The sequence below is a fragment of the Argonema antarcticum A004/B2 genome (assembly GCF_023333585.1).
GTDB classification, from domain to species: Bacteria; Cyanobacteriota; Cyanobacteriia; order Cyanobacteriales; family Aerosakkonemataceae; genus Argonema; species Argonema antarcticum.
Genome location: NZ_JAIQZN010000015.1, coordinates 1 through 20478, shown reverse-complemented (window position 1 = coordinate 20478; position 20478 = coordinate 1). Strand labels below are relative to the sequence as shown.

The following is a 20478-nucleotide window of genomic DNA, read 5'->3' as shown; positions in this document are numbered from 1 at the left end:
TTTTGTCTGACTTTATTGTTACATGATTGAAGTATGAAGAATTATTAAAAAACTTATGAATGAGTTTAGGAGCGCAAAAGTGTGACGAACTGGCGCAGAAAAAGAGCAAAGGAGATTTGGCAAGCTTTAAAACTTAGAGAGAACATTTGGCTGGCTTTAGGAATTGGGAACTCTCGGCTGCACTGGGCTTGGTTTATGGGCAAAACCTTTTGCGGTGCTTGGGATACAGAACATTTGGCAGTAGCAGCTATACAAGAGATGAATCAGCCTTGGGGTAGAGGTAAATTAAACAGAGAACTCTTGAAAACCAGCCTAATCCGGGAGTTGGATTTTGTTCAAGACACTATTGGCGATGGCTTCCACGATCGCGATCGCCCACTGCCTTTGTATTTGGCTTCTGTTGTTCCGCAACAGACAGAAATTTGGCAAAACTATCCCGATGTAAGGACGATCGCTATTGAGCAAATTCCGCTGGAAGGAAAGTATCCCACACTGGGAATCGATCGCGCTTTAGCTGTTTTGGGCGCTGGAGTCACTTTTGGTTGGCCGATACTGGTGATGGATGCCGGTACAGCCTTTACCTTCACGGGTGCAGATGGGGCTCGGCAGCTGGTCGGTGGGGCGATTTTACCTGGATTGACTTTGCAGATACAGTCTTTGGCGAAAGGAACAGCTGCTCTTCCCGAAATTGAATTACCCGCAACTTTACCGCCACGATGGTCGCTCAATACAACATCAGCTATTCAGAGCGGTATAATTCACACGGTTTTAGCTGGAATAGCCGATTTTATGCAGGCTTGGTGGCAAGAGTTTCCAGAAAGTCGGATTGTTTTGACAGGAGGCTCAAGCACTTTCGTTTTCAACAATCTCCAAGCTCTATTTCCGCAGTTAGCTGCGAAAATAGTTAGAGATCCCCACCTAATTTTCTGGGGAATCCGATCGATCGTCATTGCGAATGACTAATGACAAATTGACGAATATACTTCGCCACCTCATCGGCTAGTTGTTCGGGTAAATCATTTCCGCTTTCAGACAGCAACTTTAGCTGCGCTTCGGGAGCAAGCTTGGCGTAGGCTTGATTGAGGGCTAAAGCTGTGGGATTGTCTTGCTCGGTTTGCAAAATCAAAACAGGAATTTTCAGCCAAGGCAATCGATCTTGCAATAACTCGGCTTCAATTTCTGCGCTACGTCGTTGGAACAGTAGCTGGCAGGCTACCGGTGATTCCAGCATTTGTTGCAAGGGGCTTAGTAAATGCCTAATTTTCTCTACCCAACCAAGAAATTTGTATTTTGCCAATTTTCCCAGAATCGGGATCGATCGCAACAACCAAGACACTAACTTTTCACGTTCCATCAACCACCGCGCCCACCACCAGTTTCTTCTCACCCCCTCAACTTTCACCCCTTCAGGTGCCAGCAGTACTAGCCCGCTAACACAATCCATATATTTCAGAGCATAGCTGGCAGCAATCCAGCCCCCAAGGGAATGACCGACTAAATAAACCCGTTGTAAGTTCAACGCCTTCAAGTACTCAGCCAGAAACTCTAGCTGTAGCTCGATCGAATAGTGAACATCTGGTTGTTCCGATTCCCCAAACCCCAGTAAATCTGGTGCTAAGCAATGGTATTCCAGACTCAAACGCTCAATTACTGGTAGCCACTGATTGCCATCGCTCCAAGAACCGTGTAGAAACACCAAAGTTGGCCCTTTACCAACTTCACGCCAGAAAATTTTCCCGCAAGACAACTTCAGCCGGGAATTGCGTAAGGGTAGAGTCATCTAAGCCTCAAAAGAGCGTGGAAACCACCATCTTTTAAGTGGTGGAGGAAACGCGACGCGGCATTTTTAAATGCTGCCGATAACGTAGTCGTTTGACGATTTTAGTCTGGTATTCCAAACAAACAACCATGAGAGTGCAAAGAGCCAAAACCAATGTTAAGCCTAAGCTATGGTTGTTACACCGTCAAGATAATCTTTTAACTGTCGATCGTGGTCGTGGCTGAGGTGACCTTTTGGCAGAGACTCGATCGCAAAAGCCTGGATTTCACTGATTTCTAGTGTATCCCGAACCTCCATAGTTCCCTGCGCTTCTACTTCCACCACTACGGAAATGGAATGAACTCTGGGGTCTCGATCGGGTGCAGAATAAACACCGACCAACCGGCAGATTTTTACCAGTTCCAGACCTGTTTCCTCAGCCAACTCTCGTTCTACTGTCAGCGGAATGTCTTCACCCCAATTTACAATGCCGCCCGGTAAACCCCACTGTCCGGTATCGCGGCGGCGAATCAGCACAATTCGGCCATCCGGCAAAATCGGGATGATGGTCGTCCCGGCGATCGGATGGTGAAACAAAATACCTAACACAGTTTGGATAAACTGCCATAATCGAAGCATAGGCACGGTAGGTGGCGGCAAAACTGGAAGGAACTTGGACTGTCCACGATAGTTTGTCAGCTGAAGCATCAAAAAATGCTTTTTCTGTTAGATCGTTTCCGGTTGATTATACTGCACCCGGCCTATCACTTCCCTTTTTGGGCATTCTCCGATCTGGATCGTGGAAATCCCTCGGTGAAGCTTTTTGATTTTTGGCCGCAGGCTGTTATGATCTACAGAACGCATACAATGTCGGTTACGTCAGTAGCGGCCTGCTGCCTTGAGGCTTGGTTACTCAGTTTGATGTTTTTTCATCCACCTGAAGGCAGATATTCCACCGCCAAAGGCTTTTGGTTGTGGAATTATACTTTTGGATTCGCTTTGTCACGGTACGTTTTGAGAAGTTTCTAGAAGCTTTAGTTTCTTAGAAGTCTCTACAGGTAAAGCCCGTGGCTTTCGTTTCGTGGCAATGGTTAAACCAGATGACGAAGACTCAGCTATATCTGCCCTTGATGGTGCAGAATTGATGGGCCGTCAATTGCGAGTTAACAAAGCAAAACCGAAGAAGGACGATCTGGGTCTTACCTAGATCTGGCTCTTAGACCGCTTCTCGCTGGGCGGTCGCCGCGCCGCTCCCTGAAGGAATCGGCGCTGCAAGTTTTAGCAGCGGTTGAGTTCAGATAATTTCATCCCGCAGGTGTTTGGGCACCGATCGCATCGGCAATAAATCCTGTAATGCCCAAAGTAATTTTGTGTCGTTTATTAATGAGGTCAAAATGTCCAAGCGCCGCAACCCCAAAAAAGAAAAGGCGCAGCGCAATAAAGCCTACGCTCGCAAGTTTCGCAAACATCAGAGTACAGGTCGTTTCTCCAAAAACCAGCGCTGGAAAACTGGGAAGAATAATCAAGGTTCAACTGATGCCCAAGATGATGACGCTGAGAAAGACGATCAACGGCAGTTTTAGCTCGATCTAAAAGAAGCCCTACACCTTATCTATTGATTAGATTCGGTTAGGGCGTGAATTTTGTGGCGATGGCGAGTCCAGACAGAATATTTGGTAATATAAGTGCTCCCCAGTGCCGCAGTTTAACAGCATCTCAGCTTAAGGCGAGTCGAGACTTAGCTGTTTGAAGTGCTTGATTTACTTGGTCGAAGCCAGTACCGCCATAACTATTGCGGGCTGCTACTACTCGCTGGGGAGCGATCGCTTCATAAATATCTACCTCGAAGCTTGGGTGCAATGCTTTCCATTCTTCTAAAGTAAGATCCTTAAGCAATTTGCCCCCCGCGAGGCAGGTTTTTACAACTTTACCCACCAAGTTATAAGCTTCGCGGAAAGGTACGCCTCGTGCTGCTAGGTAATCTGCCACATCCGTGGCATTGGAAAAGTCTTCTGAAACAGCTTCTCGGAGGCGATCGGTCTTAAATTCCAGTCCTTCCCGTATAAGGATAGTCATAGCTTCCAAGCAAGCTTTAACCGTTTTAACGCTATCAAAAAGGGCTTCTTTGTCTTCTTGCAAATCTTTGTTGTAAGCCAGGGGAAGCCCTTTCATCAGCACCAACATAGCTTGCAGATGACCAAAAACCCGCCCCGCTTTTCCCCGCACCAGTTCTGGAACGTCGGGGTTTTTCTTTTGGGGCATGATGCTCGAACCAGTAGCACAGCTATCTTTTAGGGTGATAAAACCGAATTCCTGGGATGCCCAAAGGATCATTTCCTCGCTCAGACGGCTGAGGTGAACCATAATGAGACTGGCGGCGCAGAGGAATTCGATCGCAAAGTCGCGATCGCTCACTCCATCCAAGCTATTACCATAAACACCGTCAAAATGCAACTCCTTAGCTGCGTAATGTCGATCGATTGGGAAGGTAGTACCCGCCAGTGCCCCACAGCCCAAAGGCGATATATTCACGCGCTTTTGGATTTCGCCCAATCGCTCGTAGTCCCTCTGTAGCATTTCAAAATAGGCTAGGAGGTGATGGGCTAAACTAACCGGCTGAGCGCGTTGAAGATGAGTGTAGCCGGGAATCAAGGTTTCGACGTTAACCTCTGCTATGTCGATCAGCACGGTTTGAAATTCCCGCAACTGGCTGCGGATTTGGTCAATGCGATCGCGCAGATAAAGCCGCGTGTCTGTTCCCACCTGGTCGTTGCGCGATCGGGCTGTGTGTAACTTTTTACCAACATCACCCACAATTTCCGTGAGGCGACGCTCTACGGCAAAGTGGACATCCTCAGCGTCTATACCTGGTTGAAATTGCCCTTGACGGTATTCTTGACGAATCTGTTCTAAACCAGCGACCAGCTGTTCGCCATCTTCAGGAGAGATAATGCCCGTGCGAGCCAGCATTTTGGCATGAGCTTGGGAGCCGGTGATGTCGTACTCAATCAGTTCTATGTCAAAACCGATACTAGCATTGAAACGAGCGATCGCCGGGTGTAATGCCGATTCAAACCTCTGGCTCCAGGTTTTGGCTGTAGGATCGCCAGCTGGTTGTTGAGTGAGTTCGGTATCCAACTTTTCCTCTTTTTTCTAGGACTAGCCGTGTTTGGAAAATAAAAAGTAGCAAATTATTAGGATGAGTGCTTTTGCCTTTGAACAGAGATTAGGTAACTTTATACCATCCCTCGAATAAAGTAGCCCACAATCACCCCCACTACCAGCGCCCAGATTTGGCCTGACTGAATGAAATGACCCCAAGCTCTTTGCGCCTGTCCCAAAAGGTCTGGGTCGCTGACTTGTTGAGCGAACAATGTCACCGAAACCGGCAACTTGGATACTAACACCAATACAGAATCGATCGAATGAGCCTGGATAGCCCCCCAATTGGTCATTGCTTGAATTGCATTAACGACCATCGCTATTCTTTCCTCATGTAAAGGGAGTTTTGATTATATAGGTACTGAGCTTACCTTCTAAATTAGAGATTATGGCACAAATGAGAGAATACCCACTCAGCTATTAGCAGGTGCAACAATTTGCATTACCACGAGTGTCATATCGTCCCCATTGCGATTTCCCAGTCCAATAAATTGCTGAACTTGCTCAAAAAGGTAATCTAGAATTGTTTGCGAACCCTGGCAATGCTGACAGGCGCGCTCAAAAGCGCGGAGCAAGTTTTCCTCATCGAAGCGCTCTCCACGATCGTTAGCCGCTTCTGTAAAACCATCTGTATAGTAAATTAAAGTATCGCCCAGAGCCAACTGCACCTGACCCTCCTCATACTGAGAATTGGCATCCAAGCCAATCAGCATACCCAAGGTATCTAAACGCTTAACCGATCGCGTTGATGCCTGCCACAAGAATGGAGGATTGTGGGCGGCATTGCTGTAATAAAGGATACGAGTTTGAAGATTATATTCTGAATAAAATAGGGTCACAAACCGATGGGAATTTTCCAGATCGGCATACATAACCTGATTGAGATGTTGCAGGATGCGAGATGGCGAGTGACCGTTTAGCACTTCTGCCCGTAGCATTCCCCTAGTCATAGTCATCAGCAGCCCAGCCGGGACGCCTTTGCCCATCACATCGCCTATGACTATAGCCCAACGTCCATTTGGAGGCTCTTGATTGGAGACTAGGGACTCTTGACTGGGTAGTTTCTTTTGCTTCTCTGCTTCTGTGTCCCTTTGCTCGTCCCGATCGAAGCTTGCCAGGTGGTGAGGTGAAGTGGGGATAAAGTCGTAGTAGTCTCCGCCGACGCGGTTGGCAGGTTGGCAGCGAGCGGCTAGTTGGATGCCAGGAATTGTAGGACACTGGCGGGGGAGCAATCTCTGTTGGATTTCAGCCCCAATTTCGAGTTCGCGATCGAGGCGTTCCTTCTTGCGTAATTCTACCGTCAGTTCATCGTTCGCGATCGCTACCGCTGTTTGATCTGCGACTAACCGAACTAACTTCTGTCGCGTTTCCGTCCAAGTGTATTCTGGATCTCGACTGAAAACATACAAACGCCCCCGCTCCACTTGCTTGATTAAAATTGCCGTCCCGAACAAATGTATATCTGGCCCTAAGTACTGGGTCACCTGCTCATCAAGAATAGCCAGTCCTCTGTCTTGGGTGGATGTTTCCTTGACATCAAAGTTTGCCAGCGCTGCGGGTGTCTGCGGCGATGTTTTTAGGTTGGTCTCTCGAAGCTTATTAGTTGCTGTTTCTATCGCCTTCCGTATATCGGCACCTCGAAGATTACCTTGGCAATGCAGCTGCTCTAGTCTAACTTGACCGTTCGGTTTTAGAAGCACTAAGGCACTCCCGTCGGCATCTGTGACTCGCATTGCCATCAAGGGTATCAATTCCAAAAACTGATTTAGATTGTTAAAACTTCGCAGCGCAAACCCTAATGAACTTAACAAATCTTGAATTTTGTGTTGTTCCCGATGCAACCGGGCCACCAGTTCTTTGAGGGCAAAGACTGGTGTCACTTCACCAGAGGCGTCGCTATGGTCGTCAGACGATTGAGAGGAAGGTCTTGGCAGGGGCACAGCAGTCATTGGCTCGGCGGTTAAGAGTAATTAATCAAGCATAGGAAGAATTTCAGATTTCAGATTTCAGATTTCAGATTTGTTTGAATTTTAAATCTGAAATCTTAAATTAGGTATTAGAGCCTCTGACCGGGCTAAGGAAGAATATCAGATTTTAGATTTCAAATTTGTTTGAATTTTAAATCTGAAATCTGAAATTAGGTATTAGAGCCGCCATCATACCGCTAATAAGCTGTTGTGCCAATAGTCTTTATAATTCTTAATTCACAACTGAGAACTCTTGTAGGCTAACCGCTCAGCAGGGCTTCGATAAACTCATAGCTGGAGAAGGGACGTAAGTCTTCAATGCCTTCACCGGCACCTATAAAGCGGATGGGGAGACCCAATTGCTGCACGACTGCTAAGGCAACGCCACCCTTGGCAGTTCCATCCAGTTTAGTCAGCACGACGCCGCTTAGTTTTGCTGCTTCTGAGAAAACTTGGGCTTGGCGCAGACCGTTTTGACCCAAGGTGGCGTCTAAAACCAGGAGAGATTCAACGTGAGCCTCTGGAGCTTTTTTGTCAATGATGCGGCGAATCTTGGTGAGTTCCTCCATCAAGTTTTTCTTGTTCTGGAGACGGCCTGCGGTATCCACTAGCAGCAATTCTGTGCCCCGCGCTTTGGCTGCTGCGATCGCATCAAATACCACAGCGGCTGGGTCTGTATTTTGTCCCGGATTGGCTACCACTTCCACCCCACTCCGCTGACCCCATACCTTCACCTGTTGTACTGCTGCTGCCCGGAAGGTATCCGCTGCCCCAATCAGGCACTTATAGCCAGATTTTTGGGCGAGATGGGCAATTTTGCCAATTGTTGTAGTTTTCCCGGCACCGTTCACCCCGGTAATCAACCAGATATTGAAAGTTTCTTTTTCTGGTGCAAAGGTGGCTTGATAAGATGATTTATGGAGGGGGGCATTGAGCATATCCCGCAGGATCTGCTTGAGGTAGGCAAGCGCTGCATCAGGTGGTAGTGCTTGCTCGCGCAACTTGTTTTGTAGCGATTTTATGATATAATCTGTTGCTTCTACGCCGACATCGGCTTGCAACAGCAAAGACTCGATCTCCATGACCGCATCTTGATTGAGGGGCCCCTGACCGACGATCGCTTTTAGCTGATTGATCAGGTTACGGCGAGTTTTGTCTAAGCCTTGTCGCAGCTTCTTGAGCCAGGTAATTTCTTCTACAGAAACATCTTCAGGGCGACGACCTTGGGAAGCGAGAATTTCCGCCGACCATAGGAACCCGTCATCAAAAAAGACTCCCGGAATTTCTTCTTCTGTTGCAGACCCAGTGACTGCAACGACTGGCTGGACTTCCGGTTCTGATTCTTCAATTGCTGTCGCTTTGAGCCTTTCTAAGCGTGCTTGTCGGTCATCCCGCGCCCAAAAAGGTACTGGTGCTACTGTGGCTGCAACGTCTGCCTCTTGGGGTGACGAATCTGGAAGATTTACCTGTTCTTCTGCGGGTGACGCCTGGGCGACGGCTTCCTGCTGTGAAGGTTGAGGAATTTCCGGTGACTCTAGGGCAGTTTCTGGAGCAATTGCCTCTGCGTTTTCTGTAACCGTAGCCACTTTTTCTACTTCAGGCGTATCAGTGTCGGGAGTTGCTACCTCTGCGGCTACTACTGTCTCAAGGAGTTCCAGTTCTTCTGTTACAGCGTCTAAGGCAACTGTTGTCGAAATTTCTACTTCGGAAGTTTCTTGTTGCGTCGGTATTGTTTGAGACTCCTCTGCCTCTCTGCTCCTCTGCCCCTCTATCTCTTCCGTTGGCTGAGGTTCTATCGCTGTTGTGGCGGTTTGTGTTTGTTGCTTAGCTTGGATATTTTTATAGGCGGCTTTTGCCCAAGCCAAGTAGTCTTCAGCAACTTGCTGCTGAGATTGCTCTTCAGGCCGATCGGATGTATCTGATTCGGGTTGCGGTTCTGGCTGTGCGGATGAAGCCGCTTTATCCTGCGGTTGTTCTTTACTGTCGCTATACTGGCGGCGGAACCAATTAAAAACCATAACACCTACTTTACGGGTTGGCAGAACTGGTGAAATGCTGCTTTTAACTCAAGGGGGATTGTACTTTGACTCGATCGCTCACTCGACGTAAAACCCCGTTGATAAAACGATGGCCTTCCTCACCACTGTAGCGTTTAGCTAGCTCTACCGCTTCATTAATGGCGACTGGTTCGGGAATCCCTAAATACTTCATTTCGCATACTGCGATTCGGAGTATATCTCTGTCAATCCGAGCTAGACGATTTAATTGCCAATCGACCATTGCTTGAGTTATGACCTCATCGAGTTCGGCTTTCTCGGCATTAACTGTACCGATAATTTGCACCGCGTAGTGGCGAACATCTTTTTGATTGGATAGCTGGATAAATTCTGGCAACTCTACAGATGCACCAACGCGGTTGATTGCGGTTTGAGTCAGTTCTATAGCCTCTTTTATCATAGCCCTAGCACTTTGTACATCTATGGCGCGGGTTTCGCTATTTAAGAGGCGATCGCTCCCGCGTTGCAGTTCCCCAGCCGCAGCTTCCAAACCATCTTTAACTTCCGTACTCAAAGTGCGGATAGCCGCCACAATCAGTTCGGGTATTTGCTGTTCGGAAAGTTTCTCTGCATTTGCAGATAGCTGAGAGAGGCTTAGAAGCGCCAGTTCGCGAGAAATTCGTCGAGATTGCATTATTTTTTTTGTAATAAATCATGGGGAATGGGGAATTTTAGATTTTAGATTTTAGATTTGTTTTGAATTGACGATTTTAAATCTGCAATTTTAAATTCCCTTTAGTCAATTACCAAGCTGAACTTTCTGAACTTCATCTTTCTTCAAGCATAGGCTGTTCCACCTTCCGATCTTGCAAAGGCGGAAGGGATGACATAGGAGTTAAGGGACTGGGACTAACGATACCACCAGAGATAATAACTTTGAAGGCATCTTCCACAGAGATGGCGAGATCTACAACTTCATCTTCTGAAACGATCGCATACCAACCTGTGGCGGGGTTGGGGGTAGTTGGGATGAAAACACTGATCATCGTCGATCTGGATAGGCGAGCCTGCATATCGCTGCTTAGCTCTCCAGTGACAAAGGCTAGAGCCCATATCCCTCGACGTGGGTATTCCACTAAAATTACGCGGCGAAACTTCCCGTTAGAATCCTTCAGTAAGGTTTCTAGGAGTTGTTTGAGGGTTTTGTAAACAGAGCCAGCCAACGGAATTGCTTGCAGTATCCTCTCACCAACATCTAGCAACCATCGCCCAGCAAAATTCCTGGCCATCAAGCCAATCAGCAGAATACACAGCAGGGGTACCATCAGTCCCACAGCCAGATTCAGCAGGTTGACCAAAATAGGATGGAGATCGTCAAAAGGATTGAGTTGCTTCGGAATGCGGGTGAGAAAATTGATCACCCAAGTCGCGATCGTAATCGTCAGCCAAATTGTGGTAGCCAGGGGAATTACTACCAAAAGACCTGCAATCAGGTCATTTTTTAAGTCCTGCTTCAAGCGTTGGATCACAGATAGCCCACTCTCTTTTAACCAGATGGGAAAATTATATAGCCGACACAGCGACCCTTATCCCTTACCCTAACTTACCCTACGTTGACACTCGCTGGCTAAGGTGAGGGAGTCGCCTCCCTCACCTTAGCCAAAACCGGACGTGAAAGTTTCCTTCATCCGGCGCTTGGGAAAAACTTACAGCATACAGGGGCTGGAGATGATGGTATCAGAATTAACATTTTTCCGCATACTGTTTTTTGCCTAAGTTGAAGGACTAACCTCAGCCGGATCGATAATTTTACCTTCTCGATCGGCAGAAAGCTTCCCCGATTGGTCTAAGTAAGGGGTAGGCAGATGCTTCATTTCCCAGACCTTGAGTAAAATCAGATATTCGTAGAAAGCTTGCAAAGTACACCAAGCAAATCCCCCCCGCCCATCCAGACAGCCGCCCAGTAGAAAATACATATAGAAAAAGCGCAATAGGGGTCGTCCAGGTAAACGCAGCGACAAATCTTTGAGGGCTCGCCGTTTTTCCACTTCGGAAGAGCCAAAAAACAACTCTCGCCAATTGACTTTTCCGTTCTCCAGCTGGCGCAGGGTTTCTCTGGCTTCGTCCGTGGAGTAGCGATTATGCTTCTCTATCCAGCGACTTAATCCCTTGCTATTGGTGTAATGTGGATAGGTTTCTTTCAGAAAGCCCGTTTTGCCATCACAAACTTCCCGTTCTGTGTGACCGTAATCGGTAAACCAGACTTTGTCCTTGCGGAAGAGGCGCATTTGGTAACGGGGGTATTGGGTGCAGCGCCGAATCCACTGACCCATGAACATGACTCGCTCGGCTGCATAGTAGCCGATATATTCCTGACTCTCAATTGCTTTGAGACATTCTTGAAATAGCTCTTGAGTCATCCGCTCATCCGCTTCCAGGATGTAGACCCATTCGTGTTTGGTGGGAACGGATTGCAGCATCCAAGTCCGCTGAAGTCCGTGGCTTTCAAAACGGTGCTGCACCGTCTGGACCCGATAGCGGCTGGCAATCTCGACGGTGCGATCGCTGCTGAGAGAATCGACTACTATAACATCGTCTGACAGGAGAGCCGACTCGATGCAAGCTGCGATATCAATTTCTTCGTTGTAGGTCAGGATATAAATCGAGAACATGAAAAACTTAAGAGTTAGGGAAAAGAACGAGATCTCATTGGATACATAAACATTCCAAGGTTCTCCTGACGATCGGCAATTGCGTCACATCCAAGAAAAGCCACCTAACGCTTGGGCGCTTTCCGAGGCCCGATTTTTGGAGATGACAGCACACCGCTCAATCCAGTCCCGGTGATGATAAAGTAACCGATCGCCAAGAACAAACTGCTAAGGCCAATTTGCACCTGGGATTTCAATGCTCCCATCTTGGCCTGTTTTTCCAGTTGTTGCTTGCGATCGCGAACTTGGGTGAGCGTTTGATTGCTAAAGTCTTTGGCTTGCTGTTCCAGATAATTGTCCAGCACGCTTGGGTTGTCCTTAGATTGCTGGAGAACGGTTTTGAGTTGGTCGGGGACTTGCCCGCTTTGAAGTGCTTGGTTTAGCCTCTGGTCGTCTTTGAGCAAATCGCCGATTTGGGTTTTAATTTGGGTTCTTCGCTGTTCCACTTGAGCCCTAAAATCTGGACTGCTAAGCTGAGTTTCGGCTTGAGTAGCCTGCTGCTGGATTCGCTGGAGCCCCTCATTGCTAGCCAGACGAACATTGTTAATGTGTAACGGAGCTGCTAGCAAAAAGACCAACCCCAAAATCCCTGAAAGCACTAGAGCCCCTAATTTCACCAATTGCCACGGTTGACCGCTTCCTTGCCCGTCTACCTGATCGTCCATCCAAGACCCCAGGAACAGCAAGGCCATACCCAGCATAGGAATGAATCCTCGCTCAACTAGCTGGGTAGTCGCAGTCAGTTGCCACCCTCTATCCAGAGGGCTAAAGGGTGGGCTAGAGGGAATTAAAAGCGTTACAGTGTCCAGCAGAAAAGACAAAATCAAAATTGTTCCTACAAGCTTTGAAATCAAAGCAGCTGGCGCGGAAATTAGACGGTTTGCAGATCCTTTCATAAGTTTCTTTGTAAGTCAGTTATGGTTTACTTCAAAGATGCTGGTTAGCTATATCTAGTTTGTCATGGCTTTTACGCTTATTCAGCATCCCTTCTGCCTGGAGTGCTGCCCGAGGGCTAAGTCTGGCTTCTGCTAAAATATTTGCTTCACAGACTTTAGCCTGCAAGAGACTCACTCCAGTTATTGAGGTGGGGACCTGATTACTAATCGCCATTTTTTAGGATAAATTGGACATCAAGGCAGCACAAGGAAAATGCTGCGCTCGTTTCAAACCAGACTTGAGCTTTCCGACCGGCAAGCCACTGTCATAGCCCGACACGCTAGTTACAGTCGGTGGATCTACAACTGGGCGCTAAGATTGTGCGGTGAAGCCGATCGATCTGGCCTAACCAACCGCCAACCGTGAAAAAATTGGTCAAAAGCCAGACACAAGTTAGTCCGCGCTCATCAACGAGTAGCCAACATTCGTCAAAACACATTACATCAGATAACTTCTTATTTAGCTAAAAACCACAGCCAAAAAGTTATAGAAGATCGGAATGGGTCTGGTTGGATCTGATGAAATTTATCGCTATTTAGCAACAAACTTCTATGATATTACCTCAATCGAGGAGTCAGGCACAGTAAATTACAAATTTTAACTTTTTATCAATGATACTTTACTGTTTTAAGTATAATTTTATAGTTCTTGCCTGGATTTTTCAGATGAGTGTCAAGGCTTGTGACCGCGAACATTATACCCAAATTGAACTTTCCCAATCTTAAAGTAAATATAGTTTTTTCATTTCGACAAGAGATAAAATATTAGTCTAACTAACCACTGCTATGACGAAAGAAATTAGTTTTTATCCTGCCTCAAAAATGAGAGTAAACTTAGAATGTAAGTAGTGGGCGCTTTTTAAGGTATGATGTTATGGAAGTAGAGTTAGCTCAGTCACAAACTGCTGAGGCCAAAGAGGGGATTAATTATGAGCAAAGTGATTCGCGGCCCGATCTTTGTTTTGGATGACAATATTGACACCGATCAAATCATTCCAGCAGAATATCTGACTCTGGTTCCTTCTAAGCCTGATGAGTACGAAAAGCTGGGCAGTTATGCTCTTGTAGGCTTACCCGATCGCTACAGTAAATTTATAGCGACTGGAGAAATTAAGACGCGCTACCCTATAATTGTCGCGGGGGAAAACTTCGGCTGCGGTTCTTCACGGGAACACGCACCTATTGCTTTGGGAGCATCTGGGGTCGAAGCTGTAGTGGCGCAGTCATACGCCAGGATATTTTTCCGCAACTGCTCGGCTACAGGCGAACTTTACCCGTGGGAATCGGTCGAGCGGCTGTGCGATTTGTTTGAAACGGGTCAGGAAGTTTCGATCGACTTCGCCCAAAATCAATTGATCAACCACACCCAAGGCAAAACATACACTCTTAAGCCTATAGGAGAAGTAGGCCCGGTGATTGAAGCTGGAGGAATTTTTGCTTATGCGCGTGAAGCTGGGATGATTCCCCGCTGAAAACCAACCAGGTATCAGATCTGTAGGATCTGCCAATCTGAGTTAAAACAGGAATTGCCTTTACAAACGTTTAAAATTAAAGTAAGAAAGTCCTTGCTTTAGAACACCGCCACTATGCTGCTCAAGTCTACAACCCGCCACATCCGTATCTTTACCGCTGAAGTTGAGAACAACGAGCTAGTTCCCAGTGACAGCGTATTAACTTTAGATATCGATCCAGACAATGAATTGAATTGGAACGATGAAGCTGTGCAAAAAGTTTATCGGAAATTTGATGAGTTAGTTGAGTCTTATAGCGGAGAAGACTTGACCGAATATAACCTTCGTCGGATTGGTTCCGATCTGGAACATCTTGTGCGATCGCTTCTCCAAAAAGGCGAAATAAGTTACAATCTTGACGGTCGTGTCCTCAATTACAGTATGGGATTACCTCAAGTTGCACCCACTCCCATCCCCACCCAAAAATGATTAATCAAGGCTCCTTTTGATAATAGGAGAGCTTTGGGAAAACCCGGTTTTTCATCTAATTATAAAAGATAAAATTAGGTGGGAAAGTGACCGGGTTTTTCGTTGGAAGACGAAGAAAAATATTTTGGGTTTACTTACGACCAAATTCTATTTCCGTTTTCGTCAACGCGAGCTTGTCTAATTACATCAGAAATTTCTTCTGCATCTTTTACATGGTGTAGTGCCTTTTTTTCACCATCTTCTTCGACAACAAAGTAAGTGGGAACTGTAATGCGATCGCCAGTGATGTCGGGAACATCATCTACAGCTAATTGTTGGGATTTTTCTTCAATGGTTTGTGGCTCGTCCGCAATTCTGTCCCCTGGATTTGTTGCCCGATGGGTAGTATCTTCTTTTGGCTTATTCATGTAATACCTAATTACTTGTTTTTTTGACTTTTATAAAGCTATCTTAAAAAAGTAGAGGCGCGATCGCCTCCTTCTGATGGTGTAATTTAGATAATATACCTTTAGGGGATGGCAGTTTGGGATTTGGACTAGCGGATGGTTAAAGGGAATCGGTCGTACAACAGAGGAGGCAACTTAGGAGCGCTGAGCTTTTTTTTGGGCTAAAAAATTTTTAAAAGCTAGTTGACGATTAGTCATAAAGCGATTCCAAAACCCAGGATCGAATTCCTCCATAGTGCCGACAATTGCCCAAGTCTCAAGGTTCATCATCCGGTAAAGCATAGTCTGAGATTTTTTTAAGCTGGCCAGCCGTTGATGGATTTCCTGTGTAGCAGGCGATTCATAAGCCGGGACTTTTCGATCTAGAGGTTGGTTGAATATAGGGTTGGGCATAAAAATCACCAAAAAACGTATTTGTACTTATATCGAGCTACTCCTAAAGCAGGAAAACACGATCGTTGCTTGTTCTAGGATGAAAGCTTTATCCGCTAAGATCCACTTTAAGAGCCGGAAATCAGGGAGGTGGATAGCTCGACGGTTGAAAGATGGGCAGATGACGATTTTTAAATTTAGAGGTTCTACAGATCTAGCTCAAGCGGGGTGAAACCCCTACTTTACCGAGATTGCGTTCAGTTGGTGACTGCATATTTAGCATGGTTGAACAATATCCAAAAACGAAAATCGATATGAACCCCTGGACATACAAACCTTGGTGGTGCCAGCCTTGGTCAATACTGCTAACGGGTATTGCACTAATTGGCTCAAGCTGGCTATTATGGAACACTATTTGGGTCACCGTTCTGATTTCCCTGCCCGTGTTAACGTGGATGGGCTTCTTTTTAATCATCTGGCCCCAACTGATGAGAGACAGCAGCATACCCCTGTCGTCTCAGTATCTGCAATCTACACCTGATAGCGTTGAAGAATGAGAAGCCAAGATAGTAGACGATCGGCTTTATGATAGGGTTAAAAACTGGTTGAGAGTCTGGCCCTCAAATCGCCGCTCGTCAAACGATTTGACGATTTGAGTACAACTCAGCTTTAATGCTCGGCGCTGCATATCGCCCGCCAAATCCTGAAGGCTTGGAGTGAAAGAATCTTCATGGCAGACGCTGCTAAAATTACTTGCCCAAATCCAAACTGTCAGGCTCCCAATCCAGAGACTAACAGGTTTTGCCAGCAATGTGGTACCCCTGTACCAAAACGCTATTTGTGGGCTGTGGGCTTTGGCAAAGAAGGCTATAAACCCGGTCAAATTTTGGCCCAGCGCTACGCAGTCAAACGGGACAGAATTCTGCTGGATACCAAACCGGGCTTTACACCATCATTTCCGCAAGATATAACGGATGCGATCGCACCTTATTTGCGGCTGTTTCCCTATCGGCTCCAAGTTCCCCAAGTTTACGGACTCTTACCGCCTCATAAGAAAAATCAAAAGGAAGCAATCTTGTTGCTAGAGCAAGCTCCCATTTTAGGCGATCGAAAAAGCTCATTGCCTAATTTAATGCCAAAATTAGGGGCTGCTTGGAAAAACGCAACCGGTATGCGCCAGCTAAATTGGTTGTGGCAGATTGCCCAACTGTGGCAACCTTTTAAGAACGCGGGTGTGGCGACTAGCTTGCTGTCAGATGAGCTGCTGCGGGTAGAAGGGCCTCTAGTGCGGTTATTGGAATTGCGGCAGGATCGAGAAGAACCAACCCTAAGCGATTTGGGTCAGATGTGGTTGCAATGGGTAAAAGAGGCAAAACCTGCGATCGCGGGTTTTCTGGAACAATTATGTCAGCAAACGATCCAAGGAGAAGTATTTCCTGAAGAATTGGTAGCTCAATTAGATCGAGCCCTGTTTACAATAGGACGATCGCAATCTGGCACCTATCAAATCGCCACCTCCACAGACACAGGCCCCACCAGATTACGCAATGAGGATGCCTGCTACCCGTCAAGTGAGAGCTTTTCCAAAATCCCCACCGGTGGGCAAGCTCTAGCGGTGGTCTGCGACGGCATTGGGGGACATGAGGGCGGTAATGTAGCTTCTAACTTAGCAATAGAAACAGTGGTAGCTCAAGCGCAAGGCTGGCAGAACGAGCCGCTCTTGCTGGAGAGCAGCAACCTTAATGCTCTAGCAGAATTAGAACATACAGTCTGTGAAGCCAACGATCGCATCAGCGAATTAAACGATATCGAAGGGCGATACGACAGACAACGCATGGGCACAACGTTAGTAATGGCCGCAGCAAGAGCCCACGAGATCTACATTGCTCATATTGGGGATAGTCGAGTCTACTGGATTACCCGCACGGGTTGCCATCAAGTTACCTTAGACGATGATATCGCCAGTCGGGAAGTGCGGCTGGGCTACGCTCTATATCGGGAAGCCCTACAACAACTGGGATCTGGGTCTTTGGTTCAGGCATTGGGGATGAGTTCCTCAAAAAGCCTGCATCCCACAGTCCAAAGGTTCGTCATCGATGAAGACTGTATTTTTCTCCTCTGCTCCGATGGTTTAAGCGATAACGATCGCGTAGAGCAATACTGGGATACTGAAATTCTGCCAGTTTTAGAGGGAAAACTAGACCTGCCCACAGCGGCTGCAAACCTGATCGAAATTGGCAACAGCCAAAACGGTCACGATAATGTCACTGTCGCTTTAGTTTACTGCCGGGTAACCGGCGGCGAGTCAACTAGCATAACTTCAGAAACTTCTTCTGTAGCGGAATTGCTTTGGACTGGCTCAACAGTTAGCCCTCAGAGTGAAACTCCCCACCCACTCAAAACCCGGCTGCTTCCGACCCAACTTCAGAAACCAAGCTTGTTACCGCTCTTGGGAGGAATCGCTCTCCTGTTGGTGTTGGGAGGGGCATTGGCCTATTTGGCTTTGGGTAAATGGGGCGATAGCCCCATCTTGAATCCCGCGCAAAGTCCCGAACCAAAACCACACAGTCCATCCTTAGAAAGTCCCGTTAAGAGTTCCGCCTCTGTCCCATCCTTAAGTCCGGGTTCGGTTATCCTGGTTAGAAGTTCATCGCCAAAAAACTCGGCCATTCCAAAAGTTCCCCTTTTGCTGTACGAAGCACCTCAAAAACAAACTGCTCTAGGAATGGTTCCAGAAAATAGCGTTTTGGAAATCAAAAGTAAAGCTCTTATAGAGCAAGACAGATGGCTAAAGCTTAAATTATGCTCAATTCCCAGTGCTATCAGCTCCGATCGGCTTCCGGGAACCTATAATCTAATTAAACCAAGCCAAGAAGGATGGATTCGGCAAGCAGATCTTGAACCATACATTAGGCAAAATTCCATCCAAGACTCTGCTGGGCTGCCAAAATGTAATCCTGGAAGCACTTCCACGCCCCTCGTTGCCCCAAATTAAAATAATTTCAAATTTTAGATTTCAAATTGGCACAGGAAAGGAGAACTCTTAACGAGCAAAGACTTATAGCAAAGTGCTGAGTGCTGAGTACAAAAACAGTCCCAGCCTCCCCCAGTCCCCACTCCCCCAGTCCCCACTCCCCCCCTCTCCCACTCTTCCTAAGCCCCAAGTGGAAGTCAACCGCATCGGCACACTAGGGAAAAGGCAAAAAGATCGATGGAAACAGGAAATAAATCTGGGCAGACGCAATTTAAAATTTCGTGGCCATACCTCATGCGAGGTTTATCGAAATGTTAAATTATAAAGCGCGGTTAGCAGAAATCACCGTGAAGCTTATACAAGAAAGTTACACTTCTAAGTGTTCTTTTTTAGACAATGAACGGATACAAAAAGGTTGGAGTGGGCAAGTGTCATATTTGCCTCGTACAACCTTTAACTATAGACTGATAGAAAACAGGTTAAAAAAAATTGCTCCAGTCAGGTTTAGTTTAAGGGTTCTGAATGTCGCCATCTGAGAGTCCTTGCCTTAACTTAAGCGTAGCTCGCCTGGTAGCTGCTGAGGCAGAACACTTTGCCATCTGGGTTTTAAAAGCCCCCTATCCCGGTGGATATCTCCACCACGACTGCATTTGGCCAGAAACCTTAACGCAGACCTGGCTTGCTTGGCAGGAGATGTTTTCCCCGCGAAGCTTGTCTTTCTCTCCTAATATGCCAGCAGTCCAACTAGCTTTAGCGCCGACGACCTTAGTGGTATCTTCGCCTTTAGGTTCGACAACCAGCTATGGTGGTCGTCTGATGCAACAGTTGGGAATTCAACTCTGGCAGTGGCTATTTGAAGGGCCAATTCAAAGCAGTCTCGATCACAGCCAAGGAATCGCGATTGGGCAAAATCAACCTCTGCGGCTGCGCCTGGAGATTCGCGACCCAGACTTAATCACTCTGCCTTGGGAAATTATGCAACCCCAAGCTGGGAAACAGGCAGTTTCTCTCTCTCAGCAATTGCTCTTTAGTCGGACTACCAGCGATATCGCTCCTCTACCACCGCTTAAGCCAGAGCAAAACCTAAACATCCTGCTGGTTTTAGGACAACAAAATGCCCCAACGCAAACCTCAAGAAATGGCACTTTAAAACTAGAACAGGAGGCTGTTGCTCTAGCTAAAATTCTTGAAAATAGCGGCAATGTCAGTCCTAACGGTACTGCCACCCTCGTACCCTGCCTTGTAGATACGCTGGTTATGCCAACTATCGCCGAACTGACTTCATGCCTAGAAAGTAACTCTTACAACATCCTGTTTTATGCCGGTCACGGTGTACCGGCACCAGACGGAGGCTTGCTGTTTTTGGGGCCTGATGTGACTATGAACGGTACTGAATTGGCGCAGGTACTGACTCGCACTCAGGTGACGCTAGCGGTTTTTAACGCTTGTTGGGGAGCTCAATCGGCTCGGCACAACGATCGCGCGATCGCACGCAGCAGTTTGGCAGAAGTGCTGCTTCATCACGGCGTACCAGCTGTTTTGGCAATGCGCGATGCTATTGCTGACGAGGAAGCAATTAGTTTTATCAAGGCTTTTTCCCGCGCTTTAGCGGAGCGGATGCCGATCGATCGGGCTGTGGCTGTGGCTAGGCAGCAATTGTTGACGCTATATAAGTTCAATCAACCTGCCTGGACTTTACCAGTTCTCTATTTGCATCCAGAATTTGACGGCCAATTGCTTCAGCCTTTGGCAGAAAGTATCACTGAGCTACCAGAAAGTTCCCTAACTTGGATAGGACGCGAACGAGCGGCCTTCCTGCGTCCCTTAGAATCGACAACTACGATCTGGCGGATTCGTGGTGGACTGATGCGAGTAGGACGCCGCCAGCAAGAAAACGACTTGGTAATCTCCGAAAAGTGGGTTTCTCAACGACACGCAGAAATTATTTGTCGCGGCGATCCTTTAGATAGTGTAGCTGGGCCGACATACTTCCTGCGCGATTTTTCTCGTTTCGGCACTCTCATTTTGGGAGCTTCAGGTTGGCGAAAAGTTCATTACCAAGAAGCTCTCTTGGAAACCGGCATCCAGCTAAAGTTTGGCAGTTCCCAAGGGCAGATTTGGGAGTTTATTATCGATCCGTGAACTACCCACACTAAATCGAAGCGATTATAGTGTGGGCTTCTAACATCACAGAAGAATGCCTCAGAACAGACTT

21 protein-coding genes and 2 pseudogenes are annotated in these 20478 nt (G+C 47.1%); 11 read left to right on the top strand and 12 right to left on the bottom strand.

What is annotated here, in order from left to right:
* Positions 1-81 precede the first annotated feature (81 nt).
* Entirely contained in the window at positions 82-963 is an 882-nt protein-coding gene (locus tag LAY57_RS09110; protein WP_249066094.1) for a pantothenate kinase, read from the top strand.
* Here LAY57_RS09110 and LAY57_RS09105 read toward each other — a convergent pair.
* A complete protein-coding gene (locus LAY57_RS09105; protein WP_249066093.1) occupies positions 947-1780 on the bottom strand; it encodes an alpha/beta fold hydrolase in 834 nt (277 codons plus the stop codon). The two genes, LAY57_RS09110 and LAY57_RS09105, sit on opposite strands and share 17 nt — an antisense overlap.
* Positions 1781-1942: 162 nt before the next feature.
* Positions 1943-2398 (bottom strand): NUDIX domain-containing protein, encoded by a 456-nt coding sequence (locus tag LAY57_RS09100; protein WP_249066159.1) that lies wholly within the window; start codon positions 2396-2398, stop codon positions 1943-1945.
* Between the two features lie 418 nt (positions 2399-2816).
* Here LAY57_RS09100 and LAY57_RS09095 point away from each other — a divergent pair.
* Both LAY57_RS09095 and LAY57_RS09090 read left to right on the top strand, forming a co-directional pair.
* Positions 2817-2966: pseudogene (locus tag LAY57_RS09095) on the top strand (hypothetical protein); the annotation flags it as partial.
* A 187-nt stretch (positions 2967-3153) separates the two neighbouring features.
* Positions 3154-3342, top strand: coding sequence for an Asl3888 family RNA-binding protein (locus tag LAY57_RS09090; RefSeq protein WP_249066092.1), 189 nt, complete (start codon positions 3154-3156; stop codon positions 3340-3342).
* 133 nt (positions 3343-3475) lie between these two features.
* Here the strand turns inward: LAY57_RS09090 and argH are convergent, their stop codons facing one another.
* The 8 genes from argH to hpsJ-B form a co-directional block, all read right to left on the bottom strand.
* On the bottom strand, positions 3476-4897 hold the full coding sequence (gene argH / locus LAY57_RS09085; RefSeq protein ID WP_249066091.1) for an argininosuccinate lyase: 1422 nt from the start codon (positions 4895-4897) through the stop codon (positions 3476-3478).
* Between the two features lie 98 nt (positions 4898-4995).
* Entirely contained in the window at positions 4996-5238 is a 243-nt protein-coding gene (locus tag LAY57_RS09080) for a hypothetical protein (protein ID WP_249066090.1), read from the bottom strand.
* Between the two features lie 96 nt (positions 5239-5334).
* A complete protein-coding gene (locus LAY57_RS09075; protein ID WP_249066089.1) occupies positions 5335-6870 on the bottom strand; it encodes a PP2C family protein-serine/threonine phosphatase in 1536 nt (511 codons plus the stop codon).
* 278 nt (positions 6871-7148) lie between these two features.
* A complete protein-coding gene (gene ftsY / locus LAY57_RS09070) occupies positions 7149-8906 on the bottom strand; it encodes a signal recognition particle-docking protein FtsY (RefSeq protein ID WP_249066088.1) in 1758 nt (585 codons plus the stop codon).
* A gap of 43 nt (positions 8907-8949) precedes the next feature.
* Positions 8950-9579, bottom strand: a complete 630-nt coding sequence (gene nusB / locus LAY57_RS09065; RefSeq protein ID WP_249066087.1) for a transcription antitermination factor NusB — start codon at positions 9577-9579, stop codon at positions 8950-8952.
* A gap of 133 nt (positions 9580-9712) precedes the next feature.
* A complete protein-coding gene (locus LAY57_RS09060) occupies positions 9713-10414 on the bottom strand; it encodes a DUF502 domain-containing protein (protein WP_249066086.1) in 702 nt (233 codons plus the stop codon).
* 243 nt (positions 10415-10657) lie between these two features.
* A complete protein-coding gene (locus LAY57_RS09055; RefSeq protein ID WP_249066085.1) occupies positions 10658-11557 on the bottom strand; it encodes a glycosyltransferase family 2 protein in 900 nt (299 codons plus the stop codon).
* A 104-nt stretch (positions 11558-11661) separates the two neighbouring features.
* Positions 11662-12492 carry a hormogonium polysaccharide biosynthesis protein HpsJ gene (gene hpsJ-B / locus LAY57_RS09050; protein ID WP_249066084.1) on the bottom strand — a complete coding sequence of 277 codons (831 nt, stop codon included), beginning with the start codon at positions 12490-12492 and terminating at the stop codon, positions 11662-11664.
* A gap of 253 nt (positions 12493-12745) precedes the next feature.
* On the opposite strand from hpsJ-B, the gene LAY57_RS36450 reads away from it, so the two are divergent.
* The 4 genes and pseudogenes from LAY57_RS36450 to LAY57_RS09035 all read left to right on the top strand — a co-directional run bounded on the left by LAY57_RS36450 (position 12746) and on the right by LAY57_RS09035 (position 14471).
* Positions 12746-12898 (top strand): helix-turn-helix domain-containing protein, encoded by a 153-nt coding sequence (locus LAY57_RS36450; RefSeq protein WP_420839074.1) that lies wholly within the window; start codon positions 12746-12748, stop codon positions 12896-12898.
* A pseudogene (locus LAY57_RS09045) lies at positions 12899-13048 on the top strand (transposase); the annotation flags it as partial.
* A gap of 412 nt (positions 13049-13460) precedes the next feature.
* On the top strand, positions 13461-14003 hold the full coding sequence (locus LAY57_RS09040) for a LeuD/DmdB family oxidoreductase small subunit (protein WP_249066083.1): 543 nt from the start codon (positions 13461-13463) through the stop codon (positions 14001-14003).
* A gap of 114 nt (positions 14004-14117) precedes the next feature.
* Positions 14118-14471 carry an NAD(P)H-quinone oxidoreductase subunit M gene (locus LAY57_RS09035; RefSeq protein ID WP_249066082.1) on the top strand — a complete coding sequence of 118 codons (354 nt, stop codon included), beginning with the start codon at positions 14118-14120 and terminating at the stop codon, positions 14469-14471.
* A gap of 134 nt (positions 14472-14605) precedes the next feature.
* On the opposite strand, the gene LAY57_RS09030 is transcribed toward LAY57_RS09035, so the two are convergent.
* Positions 14606-14878 carry a hypothetical protein gene (locus tag LAY57_RS09030; protein ID WP_249066081.1) on the bottom strand — a complete coding sequence of 91 codons (273 nt, stop codon included), beginning with the start codon at positions 14876-14878 and terminating at the stop codon, positions 14606-14608.
* 174 nt (positions 14879-15052) lie between these two features.
* The gene (locus LAY57_RS09025) at positions 15053-15310 is read right to left on the bottom strand and encodes a hypothetical protein (RefSeq protein ID WP_249066080.1); all 258 of its coding nucleotides are present in this window, start codon (positions 15308-15310) and stop codon (positions 15053-15055) included.
* 260 nt (positions 15311-15570) lie between these two features.
* Between LAY57_RS09025 and LAY57_RS09020 the strand changes: the two genes are divergently transcribed.
* The 4 genes from LAY57_RS09020 (at position 15571) to LAY57_RS09010 (ending at position 20405) form a co-directional block, all read left to right on the top strand.
* On the top strand, positions 15571-15846 hold the full coding sequence (locus LAY57_RS09020) for a DUF6737 family protein (protein ID WP_249066079.1): 276 nt from the start codon (positions 15571-15573) through the stop codon (positions 15844-15846).
* A 173-nt stretch (positions 15847-16019) separates the two neighbouring features.
* A complete protein-coding gene (locus LAY57_RS09015; RefSeq protein ID WP_249066078.1) occupies positions 16020-18284 on the top strand; it encodes a protein phosphatase 2C domain-containing protein in 2265 nt (754 codons plus the stop codon).
* Between the two features lie 290 nt (positions 18285-18574).
* Positions 18575-18799 (top strand): hypothetical protein, encoded by a 225-nt coding sequence (locus LAY57_RS36445; protein WP_420839076.1) that lies wholly within the window; start codon positions 18575-18577, stop codon positions 18797-18799.
* Positions 18786-20405, top strand: a complete 1620-nt coding sequence (locus tag LAY57_RS09010; RefSeq protein ID WP_249066077.1) for a CHAT domain-containing protein — start codon at positions 18786-18788, stop codon at positions 20403-20405. Before LAY57_RS36445 ends, LAY57_RS09010 begins: the two co-directional genes overlap by 14 nt.
* Positions 20406-20478: the final 73 nt, after the last annotated feature.

Bases quoted from the DNA above. Each gene is read 5' to 3' on its own strand.
- LAY57_RS09105 (WP_249066093.1), bottom strand. From the start codon at position 1,780: ATGACTCTACCCTTACGCAATTCCCGGCTGAAGTTGTCTTGCGGGAAA.
- LAY57_RS09100 (WP_249066159.1), bottom strand. From the start codon at position 2,398: ATGCTTCGATTATGGCAGTTTATCCAAACTGTGTTAGGTATTTTGTTT.
- LAY57_RS09090 (WP_249066092.1), top strand. From the start codon at position 3,154: ATGTCCAAGCGCCGCAACCCCAAAAAAGAAAAGGCGCAGCGCAATAAA.
- LAY57_RS09080 (WP_249066090.1), bottom strand. From the start codon at position 5,238: ATGGTCGTTAATGCAATTCAAGCAATGACCAATTGGGGGGCTATCCAG.
- LAY57_RS09075 (WP_249066089.1), bottom strand. From the start codon at position 6,870: ATGACTGCTGTGCCCCTGCCAAGACCTTCCTCTCAATCGTCTGACGAC.
- ftsY (WP_249066088.1), bottom strand. From the start codon at position 8,906: ATGGTTTTTAATTGGTTCCGCCGCCAGTATAGCGACAGTAAAGAACAA.
- nusB (WP_249066087.1), bottom strand. From the start codon at position 9,579: ATGCAATCTCGACGAATTTCTCGCGAACTGGCGCTTCTAAGCCTCTCT.
- LAY57_RS09055 (WP_249066085.1), bottom strand. From the start codon at position 11,557: ATGTTCTCGATTTATATCCTGACCTACAACGAAGAAATTGATATCGCA.
- hpsJ-B (WP_249066084.1), bottom strand. From the start codon at position 12,492: ATGAAAGGATCTGCAAACCGTCTAATTTCCGCGCCAGCTGCTTTGATT.
- LAY57_RS36450 (WP_420839074.1), top strand. From the start codon at position 12,746: ATGCTGCGCTCGTTTCAAACCAGACTTGAGCTTTCCGACCGGCAAGCC.
- LAY57_RS09040 (WP_249066083.1), top strand. From the start codon at position 13,461: ATGAGCAAAGTGATTCGCGGCCCGATCTTTGTTTTGGATGACAATATT.
- LAY57_RS09035 (WP_249066082.1), top strand. From the start codon at position 14,118: ATGCTGCTCAAGTCTACAACCCGCCACATCCGTATCTTTACCGCTGAA.
- LAY57_RS09030 (WP_249066081.1), bottom strand. From the start codon at position 14,878: ATGAATAAGCCAAAAGAAGATACTACCCATCGGGCAACAAATCCAGGG.
- LAY57_RS09025 (WP_249066080.1), bottom strand. From the start codon at position 15,310: ATGCCCAACCCTATATTCAACCAACCTCTAGATCGAAAAGTCCCGGCT.
- LAY57_RS09020 (WP_249066079.1), top strand. From the start codon at position 15,571: ATGGTTGAACAATATCCAAAAACGAAAATCGATATGAACCCCTGGACA.
- LAY57_RS09015 (WP_249066078.1), top strand. From the start codon at position 16,020: ATGGCAGACGCTGCTAAAATTACTTGCCCAAATCCAAACTGTCAGGCT.
- LAY57_RS36445 (WP_420839076.1), top strand. From the start codon at position 18,575: ATGTTAAATTATAAAGCGCGGTTAGCAGAAATCACCGTGAAGCTTATA.
- LAY57_RS09010 (WP_249066077.1), top strand. From the start codon at position 18,786: ATGTCGCCATCTGAGAGTCCTTGCCTTAACTTAAGCGTAGCTCGCCTG.